Annotated in this window: 15 protein-coding genes and 1 rRNA gene; all 16 read left to right on the plus strand. The window is 49.3% G+C overall.

Going from position 1 to position 18,024, the window contains the following annotated elements; all coding sequences use genetic code 11:
* Positions 1 to 32 precede the first annotated feature (32 nt).
* On the plus strand, positions 33 to 437 hold the full coding sequence (locus IEX81_RS15210) for a S1 domain-containing RNA-binding protein (RefSeq protein ID WP_188804861.1): 405 nt from the start codon (positions 33 to 35) through the stop codon (positions 435 to 437).
* 279 nt (positions 438 to 716) lie between these two features.
* Complete coding sequence (gene spoIIE / locus IEX81_RS15215; RefSeq protein WP_229727640.1) at positions 717 to 3,200, plus strand: stage II sporulation protein E; 2,484 nt, start codon at positions 717 to 719, stop codon at positions 3,198 to 3,200.
* Between the two features lie 96 nt (positions 3,201 to 3,296).
* Positions 3,297 to 4,031 (plus strand): VWA domain-containing protein, encoded by a 735-nt coding sequence (locus tag IEX81_RS15220; protein ID WP_188804862.1) that lies wholly within the window; start codon positions 3,297 to 3,299, stop codon positions 4,029 to 4,031.
* Positions 4,015 to 4,944, plus strand: coding sequence for a serine/threonine protein kinase PrkT (gene prkT, locus IEX81_RS15225; RefSeq protein ID WP_229727641.1), 930 nt, complete (start codon positions 4,015 to 4,017; stop codon positions 4,942 to 4,944). Before IEX81_RS15220 ends, prkT begins: the two co-directional genes overlap by 17 nt.
* Before the next feature lie 79 nt (positions 4,945 to 5,023).
* The gene (tilS, locus tag IEX81_RS15230; RefSeq protein ID WP_188804866.1) at positions 5,024 to 6,463 is read left to right on the plus strand and encodes a tRNA lysidine(34) synthetase TilS; all 1,440 of its coding nucleotides are present in this window, start codon (positions 5,024 to 5,026) and stop codon (positions 6,461 to 6,463) included.
* Positions 6,460 to 6,999 carry a hypoxanthine phosphoribosyltransferase gene (gene hpt / locus IEX81_RS15235; RefSeq protein ID WP_188804868.1) on the plus strand — a complete coding sequence of 180 codons (540 nt, stop codon included), beginning with the start codon at positions 6,460 to 6,462 and terminating at the stop codon, positions 6,997 to 6,999. The genes tilS and hpt overlap by 4 nt, the downstream gene beginning before the upstream one ends.
* Before the next feature lie 175 nt (positions 7,000 to 7,174).
* The gene (ftsH, locus tag IEX81_RS15240; RefSeq protein WP_188804870.1) at positions 7,175 to 9,205 is read left to right on the plus strand and encodes an ATP-dependent zinc metalloprotease FtsH; all 2,031 of its coding nucleotides are present in this window, start codon (positions 7,175 to 7,177) and stop codon (positions 9,203 to 9,205) included.
* Positions 9,206 to 9,309: 104 nt separating this feature from the next.
* Entirely contained in the window at positions 9,310 to 10,080 is a 771-nt protein-coding gene (locus tag IEX81_RS15245) for a type III pantothenate kinase (protein ID WP_188804888.1), read from the plus strand.
* 13 nt (positions 10,081 to 10,093) lie between these two features.
* Positions 10,094 to 10,972 carry an Hsp33 family molecular chaperone HslO gene (gene hslO / locus IEX81_RS15250; protein WP_308424093.1) on the plus strand — a complete coding sequence of 293 codons (879 nt, stop codon included), beginning with the start codon at positions 10,094 to 10,096 and terminating at the stop codon, positions 10,970 to 10,972.
* Between the two features lie 283 nt (positions 10,973 to 11,255).
* Complete coding sequence (gene cysK, locus IEX81_RS15255; protein ID WP_188804875.1) at positions 11,256 to 12,176, plus strand: cysteine synthase A; 921 nt, start codon at positions 11,256 to 11,258, stop codon at positions 12,174 to 12,176.
* A gap of 325 nt (positions 12,177 to 12,501) precedes the next feature.
* A complete protein-coding gene (gene folP / locus IEX81_RS15260; protein ID WP_188804890.1) occupies positions 12,502 to 13,272 on the plus strand; it encodes a dihydropteroate synthase in 771 nt (256 codons plus the stop codon).
* Positions 13,265 to 14,146, plus strand: coding sequence for a 2-amino-4-hydroxy-6-hydroxymethyldihydropteridine diphosphokinase (folK, locus tag IEX81_RS15265; RefSeq protein ID WP_188804877.1), 882 nt, complete (start codon positions 13,265 to 13,267; stop codon positions 14,144 to 14,146). The genes folP and folK overlap by 8 nt, the downstream gene beginning before the upstream one ends.
* Positions 14,098 to 14,301, plus strand: a complete 204-nt coding sequence (locus IEX81_RS15270; protein ID WP_188804879.1) for a helix-turn-helix domain-containing protein — start codon at positions 14,098 to 14,100, stop codon at positions 14,299 to 14,301. The genes folK and IEX81_RS15270 overlap by 49 nt, the downstream gene beginning before the upstream one ends.
* 31 nt (positions 14,302 to 14,332) lie before the next feature.
* A complete protein-coding gene (gene dusB, locus IEX81_RS15275) occupies positions 14,333 to 15,325 on the plus strand; it encodes a tRNA dihydrouridine synthase DusB (protein WP_188804882.1) in 993 nt (330 codons plus the stop codon).
* 523 nt (positions 15,326 to 15,848) lie between these two features.
* Positions 15,849 to 17,345 (plus strand): lysine--tRNA ligase, encoded by a 1,497-nt coding sequence (lysS, locus tag IEX81_RS15280; RefSeq protein WP_188804884.1) that lies wholly within the window; start codon positions 15,849 to 15,851, stop codon positions 17,343 to 17,345.
* A gap of 614 nt (positions 17,346 to 17,959) precedes the next feature.
* Positions 17,960 to 18,024, plus strand: a 16S ribosomal RNA gene (locus IEX81_RS15285); the annotation flags it as partial.

The following is an 18,024-nucleotide window of genomic DNA, read 5'->3' on the forward strand; positions in this document are numbered from 1 at the left end:
AGAGACATTATTTTAGGAGGAAGCATTTTTTTATGTCAATTGAAGCTGGCAGCAAGCTGAAGGGTAAAGTTTCGGGTATTACAAACTTCGGAGCCTTCGTTGATTTGCCCGATGGAAAAACAGGGCTGGTTCACATAAGTGAGGTTGCGGATCGTTATGTCAAGGACATTCATGAAGTTCTGTCCATTGGTGATGAAGTCACAGTAAAAGTACTTCAAGTCGCACCTGATGGAAAGATTGGGCTCTCGATCCGAAAAGCTGTCGATAAACCGAAAAGTGCGCCCAGGAATTCTCGCGGCGGGGGAAAGCGTTTCACAAAAGAAACGAGTTTTGAAGACAAAATTTCTCACTATTTGAAGGAAAGCGAAGATCGGCTTTCAACGATCAGGCGCCAGACGGAATCCAAACGTGGCGGGCGAGGCGCACGGAGAGGCTGACACGAAGCGCCGGATGTCCGGACGGTTAATAATAGATTGTTCAGATGCTCACTCAAGCGTAAACCGCTTGGGTTTTTTTATTGAAATAAAGAATAGGAAGAAACGGGGATCAGCAAAAAATCCGGAATCGACAGAACCGGCCGTCCGACGCTTAAATTGACTGACACGAATGAACGGCGTCGAAGTTTTTTTAAAACATGCCTCGCAATTCTGACAAATTATGAATGCAGGATATGATTAAATGAACCATACAATACTTTGTTGAAGGTGGCGAAGCGTATGGCTCAAAGATTTGGCAGTTCGGCTGCAGGAACGATTGGCGCTTATGGGGGAGGCGACCGACCGTCCCGCAGACAAAAGGGAAGCAGCATGATAAGAGCGATTCGGGTATTTGTTTTAAAAACGCTTTCTCAGATGGATTTTATTTACCTTGCGGCAGGTTTTTTGCTAGGACGGTCTGTCATTCTTTCCAGTCTCACTCCATTTGTTCTCCCTTTCTTTGCTACAGTATTCTGGATGAAACGGAAAAAAAGATGGCCCGCTTCTTTTGCTGCCCTGGCAGGTTCCCTGACTGTTTCAGCTGGACAGGCCTTTTATGCACTGATGGCTCTTCTCGTTTTCCTCGGGCTCAGACGGATGATTTTATCGTTAAGCAGGAAAGCGGAAGAAAAATGGCTGCCCGCCCTCGTCCTCATTGCCGGGTTTTCCGTCCGCGTGATTTGCGAAGCCGCCTTTTCGCTCAATCTCGTCTGGACGGATGTTCTGACGGCAGCCGCAGAAGCGTCCCTTTCTTTTCTGGTTACCCTTATCTTTATGCAAAGCGTCCCGCTTTTATCAACAAAAATCAACCGAAAATTATTTAAAAATGAAGAAATTATCTGCTTTGTGATTCTTCTGTCGTGCATTCTCTCCGGAATGATCGGCTGGAAGGTGATGGGCGTCTCCGTCGACTATGTTTTCGCCAGGTATGCCGTGCTTCTTTTTTCTTATGCGGGGGGAGCAGCGATCGGGTCAACAGTCGGCGTTGTCATCGGTCTGATTCTCGGAATGGAGAGTGTTTCCAGCCTCTATCAGATGAGTCTGCTCGCCTTTTCCGGAGTGCTGGGGGGATTGCTAAAGGAGGCCGGCAAGGCGGGTGTGTCGGCAGGGTTGCTCATTGCCACCCTCCTGATCGGACTTTACGGGGACGGATATGCGGGGCTCAGCGGTGCCGTACTTGAATCGCTTGCAGCGGTCGCCCTTTTTTTCCTCACTCCCGGATTTGTGACTAAGCGCATGGCTTCATTCATACCGGGGACGCGGGAATACCAGAAAGAGCAGCAGCAGTATATTCGAAAGCTGAGAGATGCCACGGTAAGCAGAGTGGAGCAATTCTCGAGCCTGTTTCAGACTCTGGCCAAGAGCTTTTACCCTCCGGCCGAGCAAGAAAGCCGGGAGGAAGATCTTTTTCTCAGCAGGGTCGCCGCAAAGACGTGCCAGAACTGTTTTAAAAAAGAAAATTGCTGGATAAAAAATTATGATGAAACCCGGAGGCTCATGCTGCAATTCAGGGAGGCGGCGCGCGGGGGCAGGAAACCGGATAATCCCAAGCTTCGCCGCGTCTGGCGGGAGCACTGTGTCAAACCCGAGAAAACCATTGAAGCTGTTTCGATGGAGCAGGTCTTTGCAGAGGAACAGGCGAGAATGAGACGTCACGTCAAGGAAAGCCGCCGGCTTGTGGCTGATCAGCTGCACGGGGTGTCGCAGGTTATGGGCGATTTTGCCAATGAAATGAAGCGTGAACGGGGCCTGCATGAATGGCAGGAGGAAATGATCCTGATGAACCTGAACGGGGCCGGTCTGCATGTGGAAAGCGTGGAAATCTACAGCCTTGAATCCGGAGCGGTTGACATCGAGATGATTCTGCCAAGCGATCAATACGAAGCATGTGAAAAAGTCATTGCACCGCTCCTTTCCGATATTTTAAGAGAAAACATTCGCGTTGAGAAAAAGCAGACTGCCGACTTGCCGGGCGGACCAAGCCGGGCTGTCTTCGCCTCGGCGCGTGCGTACGAGATTGAGGCGGGCGTTGCCACAGCCGCCCGGGGAGGCGGATTTGTTTCGGGTGACAATTATTCGCTGTTTGAGATTGGTTCCGGAAAATACGCGCTGGCTATCAGTGATGGAATGGGAAACGGGGAACGGGCGGACGTAGAAAGCAGGGATACGCTGCAGCTCCTTTCAAAAGTGTTGAATTCAGGCATACATGAAAAGCTGGCAATAAAATCGATCAATTCTATTTTGTCGTTACGCTCCACGGAAGAGATGTTTGCGACGTTGGATTTGGCGCTGATTGACCTGCAGAATGCGAAGTCGACATTTTTGAAAATAGGTTCCAATCCAAGTTTTATCAAGCGGGGAAACCGTGTCACCATGCTAGATGCGGAAAATCTGCCCATAGGGATGATCGAAGACGTTGAAGTGGAGGTGAAGACGGAACAGCTGAAGTCCGGCGACCTGCTGATTATGATGAGTGACGGCATTTTTGACGCACCGAGACAGATTGAAAATAAGGAGGCATGGGTCAGAAGAAAAATAAGAGAGATGCAGACGGACGATCCGCAGGCCATTGCTGATCTGATCCTTGAGGAAGTGATCCGGATGGGCAACGGGCGCATTGAAGACGACATGACGGTGATCGTGGCGCAAATCCGGCACCACATGCCGAAATGGTCGTCAATATCCGCAGGCATTAAAGAAAAAGAGCTTCGTCAGGCAAAATAGTCGCAACTAGTGCTCCTCGCAGATTTTGTATTTTTCGTATAAAAAAAATCTTTCCTGTCTAAGCTGATGCTAGATTCAGGGAGGAGCTGAGGAGCAATGCATAAAGGGACTTTGAAACAAATTCTATTAATCACTGACGGCTGTTCCAATCAGGGCGAAGATCCGGTCGCGGTGGCGGCACTGGCCAGAGAGCAGGGCATCACGGTTAATGTCATCGGCGTTTTGGACCGGTTTGACTCTGAGGACGGGCGCGGACTTCAGGAGGTGGAAGGAATCGCCGCGGCAGGAGGCGGTATCAGCCAGATTGTGCAGACCAGACAGCTTTCGCAGACGGTCCAGATGGTAACCAAACAGGCGATGACGCAAACTATCAAGGGCGTCATCAATAGGGAACTTCAGGACATTCTAGGAGAATCGGAAACAGTTGAGGATCTCCCTCCCGAAAAACGGGGCAAAGTCATGGAAGTTGTCGATGAGCTTGGTGAAACAATGGATCTGGACGTTTGTATTCTTGTCGATACAAGTGCAAGCATGAAGGCCAAGCTGCCGACTGTACGCGAAGCGTTGCAGGACCTATCGATGAGCCTCTCGGCGCGGATGGGTAATAATCAATTTTGTCTCTATTTATTTCCCGGGAAAAGAAAACAGGCTCAAAAAGTGACTGCCTGGACATCCGATATAGGGAATGTCGAACGTACGTTTGAAAAAATCGGCACCCACGGTGTGACACCGACGGGTCCTGCTCTAAAAGAAGCAGTGAAAAGTTTTTCCCAGCTTTCCAAAAAAAACCTGCTTTTTCACGATGAAGCCTATGATGACGGACCGCGATGACCTGAGATTCGACGCAGGAACCGTGCTGACCGGAAAGTGGCACGGACACCGCTACCAGATCGTCAGGCGGCTCGGCAGTGGTGCCCAGGGGATGGTGTATCTGGCACGGGCATGCGAACGGAAAGTTGCCGTGAAAATGGCAAAAGACCGTGCCTCTCTGATTTCGGAAGTGAATGTGCTTAAAAAACTTGAAACGCTCCGGGGGGAACCTTTGGGGCCTTCTTTATTTGATAGTGATGACTGGATTGTTAATGGACGGACGATCGGTTTTTGTGCGATGGAATATCTGGAGGGGACGCCGCTGCAAGAGGCGTTAAAAAGAACATCTTTTGACTGGACGGTCGTTTATCTCGTACAGCTATTAAAGCATCTTCAAAGGCTGCACGAGACGGGTCACGTTTTCGGAGACCTCAAGCCTGAAAATTTAATGCTTATGAATCCGGGTCATTCCGTCCGCTTCCTCGATTTCGGAGGAGCAACGCGCATCGGGAGGTCTGTCAGAGAATATACGGTATTTTTTGATCGGGGCTATTGGGGTCTCGGCACCCGTAAAGCTGAGCCGGGCTACGATTTATTTGCATGCGGGATGATCATGATCTATGCGGCTCTCGGGCACCGCTTTGAAAAGAAGGGACAGGGGGAAGGACAGCTCCTTCAGGTTATACGGACATTGCCTCGCCTTGCCCCCTATCAGGCGGTTCTTGCCAAAGCGCTGAAAGGGCGTTATGTTTCAGCCGATCAGATGCGCCGCGACCTTCTGAATCATATTATGGAAAAACAGGAGGCTCCTGCTGCCTGCGGCAAGCGGAGCAGGAGTCGCGCGAATGCAGGAGGGGGATGGCTCGGGGCCTGGGTCACTGCGTCTTGTATTATGACTGCCTATGTTCTCTTTGTCATAGTTTACGTCATGTAATCTTTGATGTATGGTAATCATACAAATAGTGCGGGAACTGATACGGAATAACGGAGTGGTCCGGTGGGAGAAAAGCAGGATGACTTTTGAAGAAAGTGTAACACAATTTATCAGAAATCACGGGCTGATTCACCCGCGTATGCGGCTTGTCGCAGGCGTGAGTGGGGGAGCCGATTCGATGGCGCTGCTGCAGTATCTCTGCGGCAAAAGGAAAGCCTGGGAGCTGGAACTTGCCGTTTGCTCTGTCGATCACGGGCTGAGAGGCGTCTCGGGAAGAGAAGACTTGGCTTTTGTGGCTTCCTTTTGTCAAAGGGAGAACATTGTTTTTTTTGGAAAGACAGTCGATGTCCGGGCCTACTGCACAAAAAAACATCTGGGTATCGAAGCTGCGGCACGTGAACTGCGCTATCAGGCGTTTGAGGAGGCACTCGGCGGGTTCGGAGCGGACGCGCTTGTGCTTGCTCATCACGGGGATGACCAGATCGAAACGATGTTGATGCGTGAGGTCAGGGGGCGTATCGGTATTGCCAGATCGGGGATTCCTGTGCGACGCCCGTTCGCGGGCAAAGAACTGATCCGTCCGCTTCTTTCCCAGACAAAATCTGCACTGGAGGCGTACTGCGCGGCGCATGGCCTCAAGCCGCGGCACGACGCGACCAATGAATCGGACAGACATACCCGGAACCGTTTCAGAAAACAGGTTCTTCCGTTTTTGAAACAGGAGAATCCGTCTGTTCATTTAAAATTCCAATATGAGAGTGAGACGATTGCCGAGGATGAAGCGTTTCTGCTCCGGCTCGCCGAACAGCAGCTCGGCAGTGTTATTTTGGAAAAAAGCGCGGATCAGGTAAAAATATCAGTTCCGGACTTACTTATCATTCCCTTTTCTTTACAAAGGAGAATAATTCATCTAATATTAAATTATCTTTACACTAACCGAAAGATACAGCCAATGCATCAATCTATACATATCGAAAATTTACTGCAGCTGCTGCGTTCCGGCCGGTCTTCGGGCCATGCTGTTTTCCCCGAAGGGCTTTCGGCGAGAAAATCGTACGAAGTCTGTCTCATCGGCTTCTTATCCCGGGTTGTGGACAAGAGCTATGATATTGTGCTTCGAGTGCCGGGCAGAACTCTTTTTTCTGCAGGTACCATAGAAGCGGAATTTTTGCCCGGCGGGTTCTGCGTTGGGACAGCGGTTACAGGTCCGGACAGTATAATCATTGATTACCACAATGTGGCCGGGCCTCTCAGGGTAAGAACATGGCAGCCGGGAGACCGCATGATGCCGAGCGGCATGACAGGTACGCAAAAGATACAGCGTATTTTTATTAATGAAAAGATTGATCGGGAGAAACGTTTCATCTGGCCGCTTGTCGTTGACGGAAAAGATTCCGTTCTCTGGCTGCCGCTTCTTAGGAGAGGATGGAGGTCTTCGCTGGAAGTACAGAAAAGGGAAGCATGCTATCTGAAGCTGACATTTACACCGATTGATGATCTTGGGAGGATAAAGGCATGAAGGAAGACCTCAGGGAAATATTAATAACGGAGGAAGCTATTCAGGAGAAAGTCCGCGAATTCGGAAGGATACTTTCTGAAGAGTATCAGGGGCGCTTTCCGCTGGTTATCGGCGTGCTGAAGGGAGCCCTTCCGTTTATGGCCGATCTGATTAAGCAGATTACTGTTCCGCTTGAAATTGATTTCATGGATGTTTCCAGCTATGGAAACTCGACGGTTTCGTCAGGAGAGGTGAAAATTCTTAAGGATCTGGACACTTCTGTTGAGAACCGGGAGATACTGATTGTCGAAGATATTATCGACAGCGGTTTGACACTGAGCTATTTAGTGGATTTGTTCAGAACCCGGAAAGCCAAATCAATTAAAATTGTCACGCTGCTGAACAAGCCGTCGGGAAGAAGAGCCGCGGTCAAGCCGGATTTATCCGGGTTCACGGTGCCGGATGCTTTTCTTGTCGGCTACGGACTCGATTACGCTGAAAAGTACCGCAATCTTCCCTTTATCGGGATTCTAAAGCCGGAAATATATACTGGATGATGAGGCACGTACGGTAAAAGGCAGGAACCGCTTCCACGGTTTGCCACGGAAGCGAAGGCTTTGTTGATCTGCCGGGCCGTTTTCATAACTCTTTAGCAGCTTAATCGCTTGAGGCTTTTCCTTTGTGTATGGTACTATAAAATATGGTTTCGTTTAGAGCGGGAGGAGGTAAGGAATGAATCGACTTTTTAAGAATATCATCATATATTTATTTATTTTTCTTGTCATTATCGGCATCGTCAGCTGGCTGACAGATACGAACCGAAGCGTGAGGCCGATGACATACAGCACTTTTCATCAGAATCTGGTGAGCGGCAATGTCAAGGAAGTGACCCTCCAGCCTGAAGGCAGTGTTTATTCCGTAACGGGACGGCTGAAAAATTATGACGCAAACACAACTTTTAAGGCCTATATCCCTGCCAGTGAAAAAGCGGTCGGACAGGTCACCGATCTGGCAAACAAATATAATGTGGACGTTAAACCGGCTCAGACGACGAATGGGTGGGTTAACTTCGCAACAACACTGATCCCATTTGCGATCATATTCTTCCTGATTTTTTTCTTGCTGAATCAGGCGCAGGGCGGCGGCGGACGTGTCATGAACTTCGGAAAGAGCAAGGCGAAGCTTTATTCCGAAGATAAAAAGAAAATCACGTTCAAGGATGTCGCCGGTGCGGATGAAGAGAAGCAGGAGTTAGTTGAAATTGTTGATTTTCTGAAAGACCCGAGAAAATTTGTTGCACTGGGTGCCCGCATTCCTAAAGGCGTTTTGCTGGAGGGCCCCCCGGGAACCGGTAAAACATTGCTGGCCCGCGCCGTAGCGGGAGAGGCGGGTGTCCCGTTCTTCTCCATCAGCGGGTCGGATTTTGTGGAAATGTTTGTGGGTGTCGGCGCCTCTCGTGTCCGCGACCTTTTTGATCAGGCAAAAAAGAATTCACCGTGTATTATTTTTATTGACGAAATTGACGCAGTCGGCCGTCAGCGCGGCGCCGGACTGGGCGGCGGGCATGATGAGCGTGAACAGACACTGAACCAGCTGCTTGTCGAGATGGACGGGTTTGGCGCAAATGAGGGCATTATTATCATTGCGGCCACAAACCGTCCGGATATTCTTGACCCGGCACTTCTGCGTCCCGGCCGGTTCGACCGGCAGATTCCGGTCGGCCGTCCGGATCTTCGGGGACGCGAGGCGGTTCTCCGTGTCCATGCGCGTAATAAACCGCTGGCAAAAGACATCAATTTGAAGACGGTTGCCAAGCTGACGCCAGGCTTTTCTGGCGCCGATTTGGAAAATCTGCTCAATGAAGCGGCCCTGGTTGCCGCCCGGGCAAATAAAAAAGTCATCAACATGGAAGATATTGATGAAGCGGTTGAGCGTGTCATTGCCGGCGTGGCCAAGAAATCACGTGTTATTTCTAAAAAAGAACAGGAAATCGTTGCTTACCATGAATCCGGTCATACGATCATCGGCCTTGCGCTTGAAGGGGCGGATGAAGTGCATAAGGTCACGGTCATTCCGCGCGGGCAGGCCGGAGGATACACGGTTTCTCTGCCAAAGGAAGACCGCTATTTCATGACGAAGCCGGAATTGCTCGAGAAAATCGTCGGGCTGCTTGGCGGTCGTGTTGCCGAGGAGATCACGTTCGGCGAAATATCAACAGGCGCCAGCAACGATCTGCAGCGTGTCACGAATCTTGCGCGCCGTATGGTCACCGAGTTTGGTATGAGCGAGAAACTGGGTCCGATGCAGTTTGGCAGCAACGACAGCGGGCAGGTTTTCCTTGGCCGTGATTTGCAGAACGATCAAAATTACAGCGATACAATTGCCTATGAAATTGATTCCGAGGTTCAGCGAATTGTGAAGGAACAGTACGCGCGATGCAAGAAAATTTTGCTGGAGCAGCGCGATAAGCTTGAACTGATTGCACAGACTTTGCTGAAAGTCGAGACTCTGGACAAAGAACAGATTAAGTCGCTGTATGAAACAGGCGAATATATTGAACCCAGCAAGAACCGTTACGGCTATCAGGAAGATGACGAAGAGGATTCGAATGGTGAGCAGCCGTCCGGAGAAAAAGCGGACGAACGATCCAGGGATGACTCGGTAAACATCAAGGTGAATATACATCCCAAAGATGCTCATCCTGATGCCAACGCAAATCCGCAGATTTCCGGTCCGGATCAACCGGACGACAAAAAGATCTGACAGATTCGGTTGAATAATCATGACACAATAGAGGAGGCGTTTCCGCAACTGGAGGTGCCTCCTCTTTTAAATGATTAGAAAATGATGGTTTGGTGATGATAAAGATGATTTTTGTATGCGACGTAGGAAATACGAATATTGTAACAGGCGTTTTTGACAATGGACAGCTTATTCACCACTGGCGGATTTCAACTGACCGGGAGAAGACGGAAGATGAATTCGCCATGCTTGTGAATAATTTATTTCAATACAGCGGACTGTCTTTTGAAGATTTTAACGGGGTGGCGATCTCATCCGTCGTTCCGTCCATTATGTTCGCACTTGAAAGAATGTGCGAGAAATATTTTCGTGTGAAGCCTCTGATTGTCGGTCCGGGCATCAGAACCGGACTGAATCTGAAGTATGACAACCCGAAAGAGATCGGAGCCGACCTGATCGTCAACGCAGTGGCCGCTGTTCACGCCTATCAGGTACCCATTATCGTCATCGATTTCGGGACGGCGACGACTTATTCTTATATCGATGAGAAAGCCGACTACATCGGAGGCGCTATAGCGCCGGGCATTAACATCTCGACGGAAGCGCTCTATGAAAAAGCTTCCAAACTGCCGAGAATCGAAATTGCCAAGCCCCCCCACATTGTCGGTCGAAACACGATTCATGCGATGCAGTCCGGCGTGCTTTTCGGGTATGTCGGCCAAGTGGAGGGTATTGTAACACGCATGAAAAAACAGGCCAAATCGACGCCCATCGTTGTGGCGACGGGCGGGCTTTGTTCGCTGATTTCAAATGAAACGAGCGTTATTGACCACGTGGATCCGTTCTTAACGTTAAAAGGACTCTATCTGATTTACCGTCGCAATGTGCGCGAATAAGGAGGAGAGCATACTGGTGAGCGATTATCTAATCAAAGCGCTGGCCTGTCAGGAACGTCTCAGAGTGATTACGGCGGTGACCACCGAAACGATCCGTGAAGCGCAGCGCCGCCACCATACGTGGCCGACCGCTTCGGCGGCACTCGGGAGGACAATGACAGCGTCGATGATGATGGGTGCACAGATGAAAGGGAATGAAAAAATCACGGTCACGATTCAAGGCGGGGGTCCGATTGGCGCTATTGTAGCCGATGCGGACACAAAGGGCAACGTTCGCGGCTACGTGACCAATCCTGAGGTGCATTTTGACTTGAATGAGCACGGGAAGCTGGATGTTGCACGGGCAGTCGGATCAGACGGTTTTCTGAGCGTGGTTAAGGATCTTGGCCTGAGAGATAATTTTACTGGACGTGTTCCGATCGTCTCCGGCGAAATCGGGGATGATTTTACGTATTATTTTGCCCGATCCGAACAGATTCCTTCTGCAGTTGGAGTCGGCGTGCTGGTCAATCCCGATCATACGGTCAAAGCGTCCGGCGGCTTCCTGATTCAGGTTCTTCCGGGCACGGAAGACGCAGTTATCGAGAAAATCGAGAAACGAATCGAAGAAATTCCGCCGATTTCAAAATTAATTGACGCCGGACGGACGCCGGACGATCTCCTTATGGATCTGTTCCCTGAAGCGGATTACAGGGTGCTTGAGAAAGTACCTGTACACTTTCACTGCACCTGTTCAAAAGAAAAATTCGGCCGTTCGATTGCCGGTCTCGGCTATGCAGAAATCAAATCGATGATTGAACAGGATCACGGTGCGGATGCTACGTGCCATTTTTGCGAAACTGCGTACCATTTTACTGAGGACGAATTAAAAGCGATGCTCATCGATAAATAAATGTGAACGGAACCTTTCATGTGTTCACTTAAATAAATTCCCTGGAAAAAATCAGCCCGGATCGCAACCAGTACAGAAGAAAACTTGCCAAACAGCAAGTTTTCTTCTGTTTCGGGGAAATGAGCGGGGCTCAGCAAGGTACGGATTGCTTTAAGTCTTTTTCCCGGCAGGGCGCGGGAAAAACGGATCGGCTGTAAAAATTGACGCATGAGTCGAACGTTGCTAATATAGTATATAAATCATACATGATTACTCCGATTTTAAAAATAAGGGAGAGACAGTAATGACAGTTGCAAATTCAGTGACCGAATTGATTGGAAAGACGCCGATTGTCAGGCTGAATCATTTGACGGGAGAGGACGATGCAGAACTTTATGCCAAACTGGAATACTTTAATCCAGGAAGCAGTGTAAAGGACCGGATCGCTCTGGCTATGATCGAAGCGGCAGAAAAAGAAGGCAAGCTGAAACCGAACGACACGATTATTGAACCGACGAGCGGAAATACAGGCATTGGTTTGGCGCTTGTTGCAGCTGTTAAAGGGTACAGGGCGATTCTCGTTATGCCGGAAACAATGAGCATTGAACGGCGCAAACTCTTTAAAGCCTACGGTGCGGAAGTCATCCTGACCCCGGGATCCCAGGCAATCAAAGGGTCCATTGCCAAAGCGCAGGAGCTGGCCAAAGAAAAGGGCTATTTTCTTCCCCAGCAATTTCAGAACCCTGCCAATCCGCAGATTCACTATCTGACAACGGGTAAAGAGATCGCAGATGCCTTTGACTCTTTGGATGCCTTTGTTGCCGGTGTCGGCACGGGCGGTACACTGAGCGGCAGCGGAAAGGCGCTGAAAGAACGGTTTAAGAATATCAAAGTTGTTGCCGTTGAACCGAAAGACTCTCCGGTACTTAATGGCGGCAAGGGCGGTCCGCATAAAATTCAGGGTATTGGCACCGGTTTTATTCCCGACACCCTGGATACTGAAATTTACGATGAAGTGATCGATGTGGCTAATGAACAGGCTTTTGAATACGCTCGTCTCGCTGGTAAAAAAGAAGGCGTTCTGGCCGGAATTTCCGGCGGCGCGGCGATTTACGCCGGCGTCCAGGTGGCTAAAGAGCTCGGCAAAGGAAAAAAAGTCGTTGTCGTTGTCCCGGATAACGGGGAAAGATATTTAAGCACTCCGCTCTATCAGGCCGAGGACTGATCGGAAGACAGAGATGGACGGCTTCAGGCGAATATCAAAACGGATAAAAAAGCTGGGGGATCACGGGTAACCGGATCCTCTTTTTTTTACTACGAACGAAGACGGAAGCTCCGTGAGGCGCATCGTTTGGCCGGCAGGTTTTCAATTGTCCCGGTTTAGAAGAGGAAGGGTATCTGTGCTATACTTATTCATGTTGAACAATAGACTCGGAAATTGATCTTTTTCAGGGGGTATCAGATTGTCAGCTAATACAGTGCAAGTTTCACCCTACCATCTGCTTAAATTAAGAGATAAAATTTTTGATTATCGCAATAAAACAGTAATTATGGGCATTTTAAATGTCACACCGGATTCATTCTCGGACGGAGGCCGATTTAATCAGACCGACAAGGCTGTAGAGCATGCGCTGGAAATGGAGCGCGATGGCGCGGATATCATTGATGTCGGCGGTGAATCGACACGGCCCGGCTATGCGCCGATACCCGTCGAAGAAGAAATCGCCCGTGTCGTACCGATGATCCGGGCAATCCGGACACGCACGAATATCCCGATATCGATTGACACTTATAAGGCGGAGACTGCACGCCGGGCCCTCGACGCAGGCGCGGATATTATCAACGACATCTGGGGAGCCAAAGCCGACCCGGACATGGCAAAGGTGGCGGCCGAGTACGGGGTCCCGATCATTCTCATGCACAACCGCGACAATACTCAGTATGGCAACATTATAGAGGATATGAAAAAAGATCTGCAGGTCAGCATTAATCTTGCGCTCGACGCGGGAGTCGCTCCAGAGAAGATCATCCTCGATCCGGGCATCGGATTTGCCAAGGATTATGAGCAGAATCTGATTGTCATGAACCATCTGGAAGATTTTCATGAACTCGGCTATCCGATTTTACTCGGCACTTCAAGAAAGGGCTTCATCGGCAAAACCTTGAATGTCACGGTTGATCACCGTGTGGAGGGAACGGGAGCGACAGTCTGCCTGGGCATTGCCAAGGGCTGCCAGATCATGCGTATTCATGATGTTCTGCCAATGACGCGTATGGCACAAATGATGGACACGATGCTGCGGGAGGGTCAACGTGGCTGATAAAATCGTTGTGAGCGGGATGCGTTTTTATGGTTATCACGGCGCATTGCCTGAGGAAAATAAAATCGGCCAGCGGTTTCTCGTCGATGTCTGGCTGTCTGCGGATCTTTACAGCGCCGGAACAAGCGACAGTCTGGATCAGACGATTAATTATGCGGAAATCTACAGATTGGTCAGGAATATTGTGGAGGGACCAAGTTTTAAGCTTATTGAGGCTGTGGCGGAACGTATTGCGCAGGTTTTGCTGCACGCTTTCCCGAGAGCGGATGCCTGCCGTGTAAAAGTCGTCAAACCGGACCCCCCAATTGCCGGTCACTATGATTCGGTGTCTGTTGAAATCGAGAGGCGACGATCGGCCGCCTATATTGGGCTTGGATCAAATGTCGGCGACCGGGCGCTTTTTTTGAAACAGGCGCTGGAAAAAATGGACGCAACAAAAAATATAACCGTGATCCGCTGTTCATCAATTTATGAAACGGATCCATACGGACCTGTGCAGCAAAGCGATTTTTTGAATATGGCTGTCCGGATTGAAACGCTGCTGCCTCCAAAGGCGCTGCTCGAAGAAATTCAGCGGATCGAAGCGGAGCTCCAGAGAAAGCGGAAGGTTCACTGGGGGCCGAGAACGATCGACCTTGACATTCTGCTTTATAATCAGGACAATATCGACATGGAAAAGCTGTCCGTGCCTCATCCGGAAATCGCGCGCCGCGCTTTTGTGCTCAAACCGCTGTTTGAGATTGCTCCGCATCTGGTTGTGCCGGGAATCAACCGCTCGGTGACCGACTTGTGGCAGGGTCTCGATCAAAAAGAGGGAGTGCGACTATGGAAACCGAACAATGGGGAAGGAAAATTCGGGCTTTTCGTAAATTAAAGGGGTACACGCAGGTTCAACTGGCCAGGGAACTGGGAATATCCCTGTCCCTGTTAGGAGAGATTGAGAGAGAGAGCCGTAAGCCAACGGCAGAGTTTATCGTGCAGGTCTGTGGTCAACTGGGCATATCAGTTGATGAAATGAAAAGATTATAAAGGATTTAAAAAGAAATAGAGAGGTGATGAGATGCTGAAAATAGGGCCGATCAATTTGAAAAATCAAGTTGTTCTGGCACCGATGGCCGGAGTCTGTAACTCGGCTTTCCGGCTGATTGCCAAGCGTTTTGGCGCGGGACTGGTTTGTGCGGAAATGGTCGCCGATCGCGGGATTATCCATCACAATAAGAAAACACTGGATATGCTCTACATCGATGACCGGGAGAAGCCGCTTAGTCTGCAGATTTTCGGAGGATCAAGAGAAACGCTTGTCCAGGCGGCAAAGTATGTGGATAAACACACGAATGCAGATATAATCGATATTAATATGGGCTGCCCTGTTCCCAAAGTCACAAAGTGCGACGCGGGTTCAAAATGGCTGCTGGATCCGGATAAAATATATGAAATGGTATCCGCCGTTGTCGATGCGGTGGACAAGCCGGTAACGGTGAAGATGCGCAAAGGCTGGGACGACGATCATATCTACGCGGTCCGGAATGCGCAGGCCGTTGAACGCGCCGGCGGACAGGCTGTGGCACTGCACGGCCGGACGCGGGTTCAGATGTATGAGGGCAGCGCCGACTGGGAGATCATTCGGCAGGTCAAGGAGTCTGTCGGTATCCCGGTCATTGGAAACGGCGATGTGCGGACACCTCAGGACGCGAAGCGCATGCTGAAGACAACAGGAGCGGACGGAGTCATGATCGGCCGCGGGGCGCTCGGCAATCCGTGGATGCTGTACCGAACGGTGAAATATCTGGAAAGCGGCGAACTGCCCAGCGAACCGTCGGCAAAAGAGAAAATCGACGTTTGCCTGCTTCACTTGGACCAGCTGATCAGGCTTAAAGGGGAACACGTTGCGGTTCTGGAAATGAGAAAACATGCGGCGTGGTACGTTAAAGGCCTGCGCGGCGGAAATGACGTCAGAAAGAAAATCAATCTCTGTGAAACCGCAGATGGACTTCGGCTGATACTGAACGAATTTCTCCGGGAATCAGCGGAACCGGCGGCTACGGTCGGATAAGGTTGACAGTATTTCTTAAATTCTCTATAATTCGGATAGATATCAAACTGCCGGTGGTATTGCTGGCAGTTTTCTTTGTCCTGTTAAGAAAGACGAAACCATTTTGCGGAAAGTAGTTTAAACAAGGTTCACCGGCGCCTGAAAACTTGTCGCCAGGTTTTTTATACTTAAAGAGCGTATAAAAAATTTCAGAGGAATACAGAATTGAGTGTATTAAACTTTTGAATGCGCCTGGATGGCTTGCCGATCGGCAAGTTTTCTTTATACAAATGAGAAGTAGACAAAGATTTGCGGAATCTAGTATAAGCGCAGCTAAAGCTTCATCTGCGCCAAAGGCTTGGCGAAGCCAGGTTTTCCAACACTATAGGAAAGTATAAAAATTTTTAAGGATTATAGTGTAAGGGCAACTAAGGCTCAGCCTGCGCCAGGGTTTGGCTTCGCCAAGTTTTCTAATATTTACGAGTGATTCCTCGCATGGACAAACATTGGTGTGACACGATAATGACTGGGGGTTGGAAGGAAAATGAGTCAGGAAGTAGATCTGACTGATCAGCTTCAGGCAAGGCGTGAGAAGCTGAGAGTTTTGACTGAAAATGGCATTAACCCATTTGGCGGTCATTATGAACGATCGCATGATACGGAAAAGATACGTGCCATGTACCATTCGATGCCGGCGGAGGAACTGGAAGAAAAAAACGTTCCCGTTGTGATGGCCGGCCGTCTGATGGCGAAAAGGCGCAAAGGTAAAGCGGGTTTCGCCGATATTCAGGATTTCAGTGGAAGAATCCAGCTTTACGTGCGCAAGGACAGCGTTGGAGACGATCAGTATGAAATCTTCAAGCACATCGATATTGGCGATTTCGTCGGCGTAGAAGGCATAGTATTCAAGACACATGTCGGCGAGCTTTCTATAAAAGTCACGAAATTCGGCATTTTGTCGAAAGCGATGCGCCCCCTGCCCGATAAGTTTCACGGGCTGAAGGATGTCGAGCAGCGCTATCGGCAGCGTTATCTTGACTTGATCGTGAACCCTGAAGTCAAAGAAACTTTTATTCTGCGCAGCAAGATCATTAAAGCGGTCCGTGACTATCTCGATCATCTGGACTACCTTGAAGTGGAAACACCGACGATGCATTCAATTCCGGGCGGCGCGGCTGCACGGCCGTTTATTACTCATCACAATGCGCTGAACATGGATCTTTACATGAGAATAGCGATTGAGCTGCATCTTAAACGGCTCATTATCGGGGGCTTTGACAAGGTTTATGAAATTGGCCGTGTCTACCGGAACGAGGGCATTGACACGAAGCATAATCCCGAGTTTACGATGCTCGAACTCTACGCAGCATACGATGATCTTCGTGATATCATGCAGCTGACCGAAAACCTTATCTCCGGCGTTGCCGAGAAAGTGCTGGGAACGACGAAAATCACGTATGGCGATAATCAGGTGGATCTGAAACCGCAATGGAAACGTGTGCATATGGTTGACGCCATTAAAGAAGTGACAGGAGTCGATCTCTGGCCTCAGATGTCCGATGAAAACGCCCGGAAACTTGCTGCCGAAAACGGAGTAGATGTAAAGGGCGACATGACTTATGGACATGTAGTTAATGAATTTTTTGAACAAAAAGTTGAAGAGACCCTGATTGAACCGACTTTTGTATATGGACATCCGGTTGTCATCTCTCCGCTTGCAAAGAAGGATCCTGAAGATCCTCGCTTCAGCGACCGTTTCGAGTTATTCATTGTCGGCAGGGAACACGCCAACGCATTCAGCGAACTCAATGATCCGATCGATCAGCGGGAACGCTTTGTGGAACAAATGAAAGAAAGAGAAGCCGGAAACGATGAAGCCCAGGTCATTGACGAAGATTTTCTGGAGGCCATGGAATACGGCATGCCGCCGACCGGCGGACTCGGCATCGGCATCGATCGTCTGATTATGCTTCTGACTAATTCCGCTTCCATTCGGGATGTGCTTCTTTTCCCGCAGATGCGGACAAGAGAGGACCATTGACAGACAATGGCGAGTCAGGCGTGAAGGCCGCCTGTCTTTTTTGAATAACCGGCAATTCGCCTATCCTCGCAATGCAGGTTTTTGAGGGGGCGAATTGCTTTTTGCGTTCAGGTATCCTCTTCGGTAAAAGGTTTCTGTGTTGTGCTAAGGATTGGACACCGGATGATTTAATATTACCGGTGCCGTAATTTCACGATTCATTGACAAAGAAGGGGAATGTTGATAGTATTTTTATATTGTTAAAAAAGCCGCTTTTTAAACCGTTGACTTTTCTTGACAATTTCTTTATAATATAAAAGGTCGCTTTGATATTAGCGAATTGTGTCTTTTTTTATCATTTAATTAAGATGTTTCGATGAAATTTTTGTTGACATCAGTGATTTTTATTGGTAGAATAGATGAGTCGCCCGTAGAAGCGACGAAGCGAATGTTCCTTGAAAACTGAACAAAAGCCAAGCGTGATTGAAAAAGGGCAAACCCTTGAATCAATTCAAAAAAGCTATGGATTCAAACAACTTCCACAGGATGTGGTGGCTTCCGCGTTGCGTACAGGACGTACGCAGTTTTAGCGGAAGTTCCGCTCTTGTGAATGAACGATAGTAAGCAAGCATTACTTTTTGGAGAGTTTGATCCTGGCTCAGGACGAACGCTGGCGGCGTGCCTAATACATGCAAGTCGA

The organism is Sporolactobacillus putidus (assembly GCF_014647035.1).
Lineage (GTDB): Bacteria > Bacillota > Bacilli > Bacillales > Sporolactobacillaceae > Sporolactobacillus > Sporolactobacillus putidus.

Excerpts from the sequence above, each read along its gene's own strand:
- IEX81_RS15210 (WP_188804861.1), top strand. The coding sequence starts at position 33 with ATGTCAATTGAAGCTGGCAGCAAGCTGAAGGGTAAAGTTTCGGGTATT.
- spoIIE (WP_229727640.1), top strand. The coding sequence starts at position 717 with ATGGCTCAAAGATTTGGCAGTTCGGCTGCAGGAACGATTGGCGCTTAT.
- IEX81_RS15220 (WP_188804862.1), top strand. The coding sequence starts at position 3,297 with ATGCATAAAGGGACTTTGAAACAAATTCTATTAATCACTGACGGCTGT.
- prkT (WP_229727641.1), top strand. The coding sequence starts at position 4,015 with ATGACGGACCGCGATGACCTGAGATTCGACGCAGGAACCGTGCTGACC.
- tilS (WP_188804866.1), top strand. The coding sequence starts at position 5,024 with ATGACTTTTGAAGAAAGTGTAACACAATTTATCAGAAATCACGGGCTG.
- hpt (WP_188804868.1), top strand. The coding sequence starts at position 6,460 with ATGAAGGAAGACCTCAGGGAAATATTAATAACGGAGGAAGCTATTCAG.
- ftsH (WP_188804870.1), top strand. The coding sequence starts at position 7,175 with ATGAATCGACTTTTTAAGAATATCATCATATATTTATTTATTTTTCTT.
- IEX81_RS15245 (WP_188804888.1), top strand. The coding sequence starts at position 9,310 with ATGATTTTTGTATGCGACGTAGGAAATACGAATATTGTAACAGGCGTT.
- cysK (WP_188804875.1), top strand. The coding sequence starts at position 11,256 with ATGACAGTTGCAAATTCAGTGACCGAATTGATTGGAAAGACGCCGATT.
- folP (WP_188804890.1), top strand. The coding sequence starts at position 12,502 with ATGGGCATTTTAAATGTCACACCGGATTCATTCTCGGACGGAGGCCGA.
- IEX81_RS15270 (WP_188804879.1), top strand. The coding sequence starts at position 14,098 with ATGGAAACCGAACAATGGGGAAGGAAAATTCGGGCTTTTCGTAAATTA.
- dusB (WP_188804882.1), top strand. The coding sequence starts at position 14,333 with ATGCTGAAAATAGGGCCGATCAATTTGAAAAATCAAGTTGTTCTGGCA.
- lysS (WP_188804884.1), top strand. The coding sequence starts at position 15,849 with ATGAGTCAGGAAGTAGATCTGACTGATCAGCTTCAGGCAAGGCGTGAG.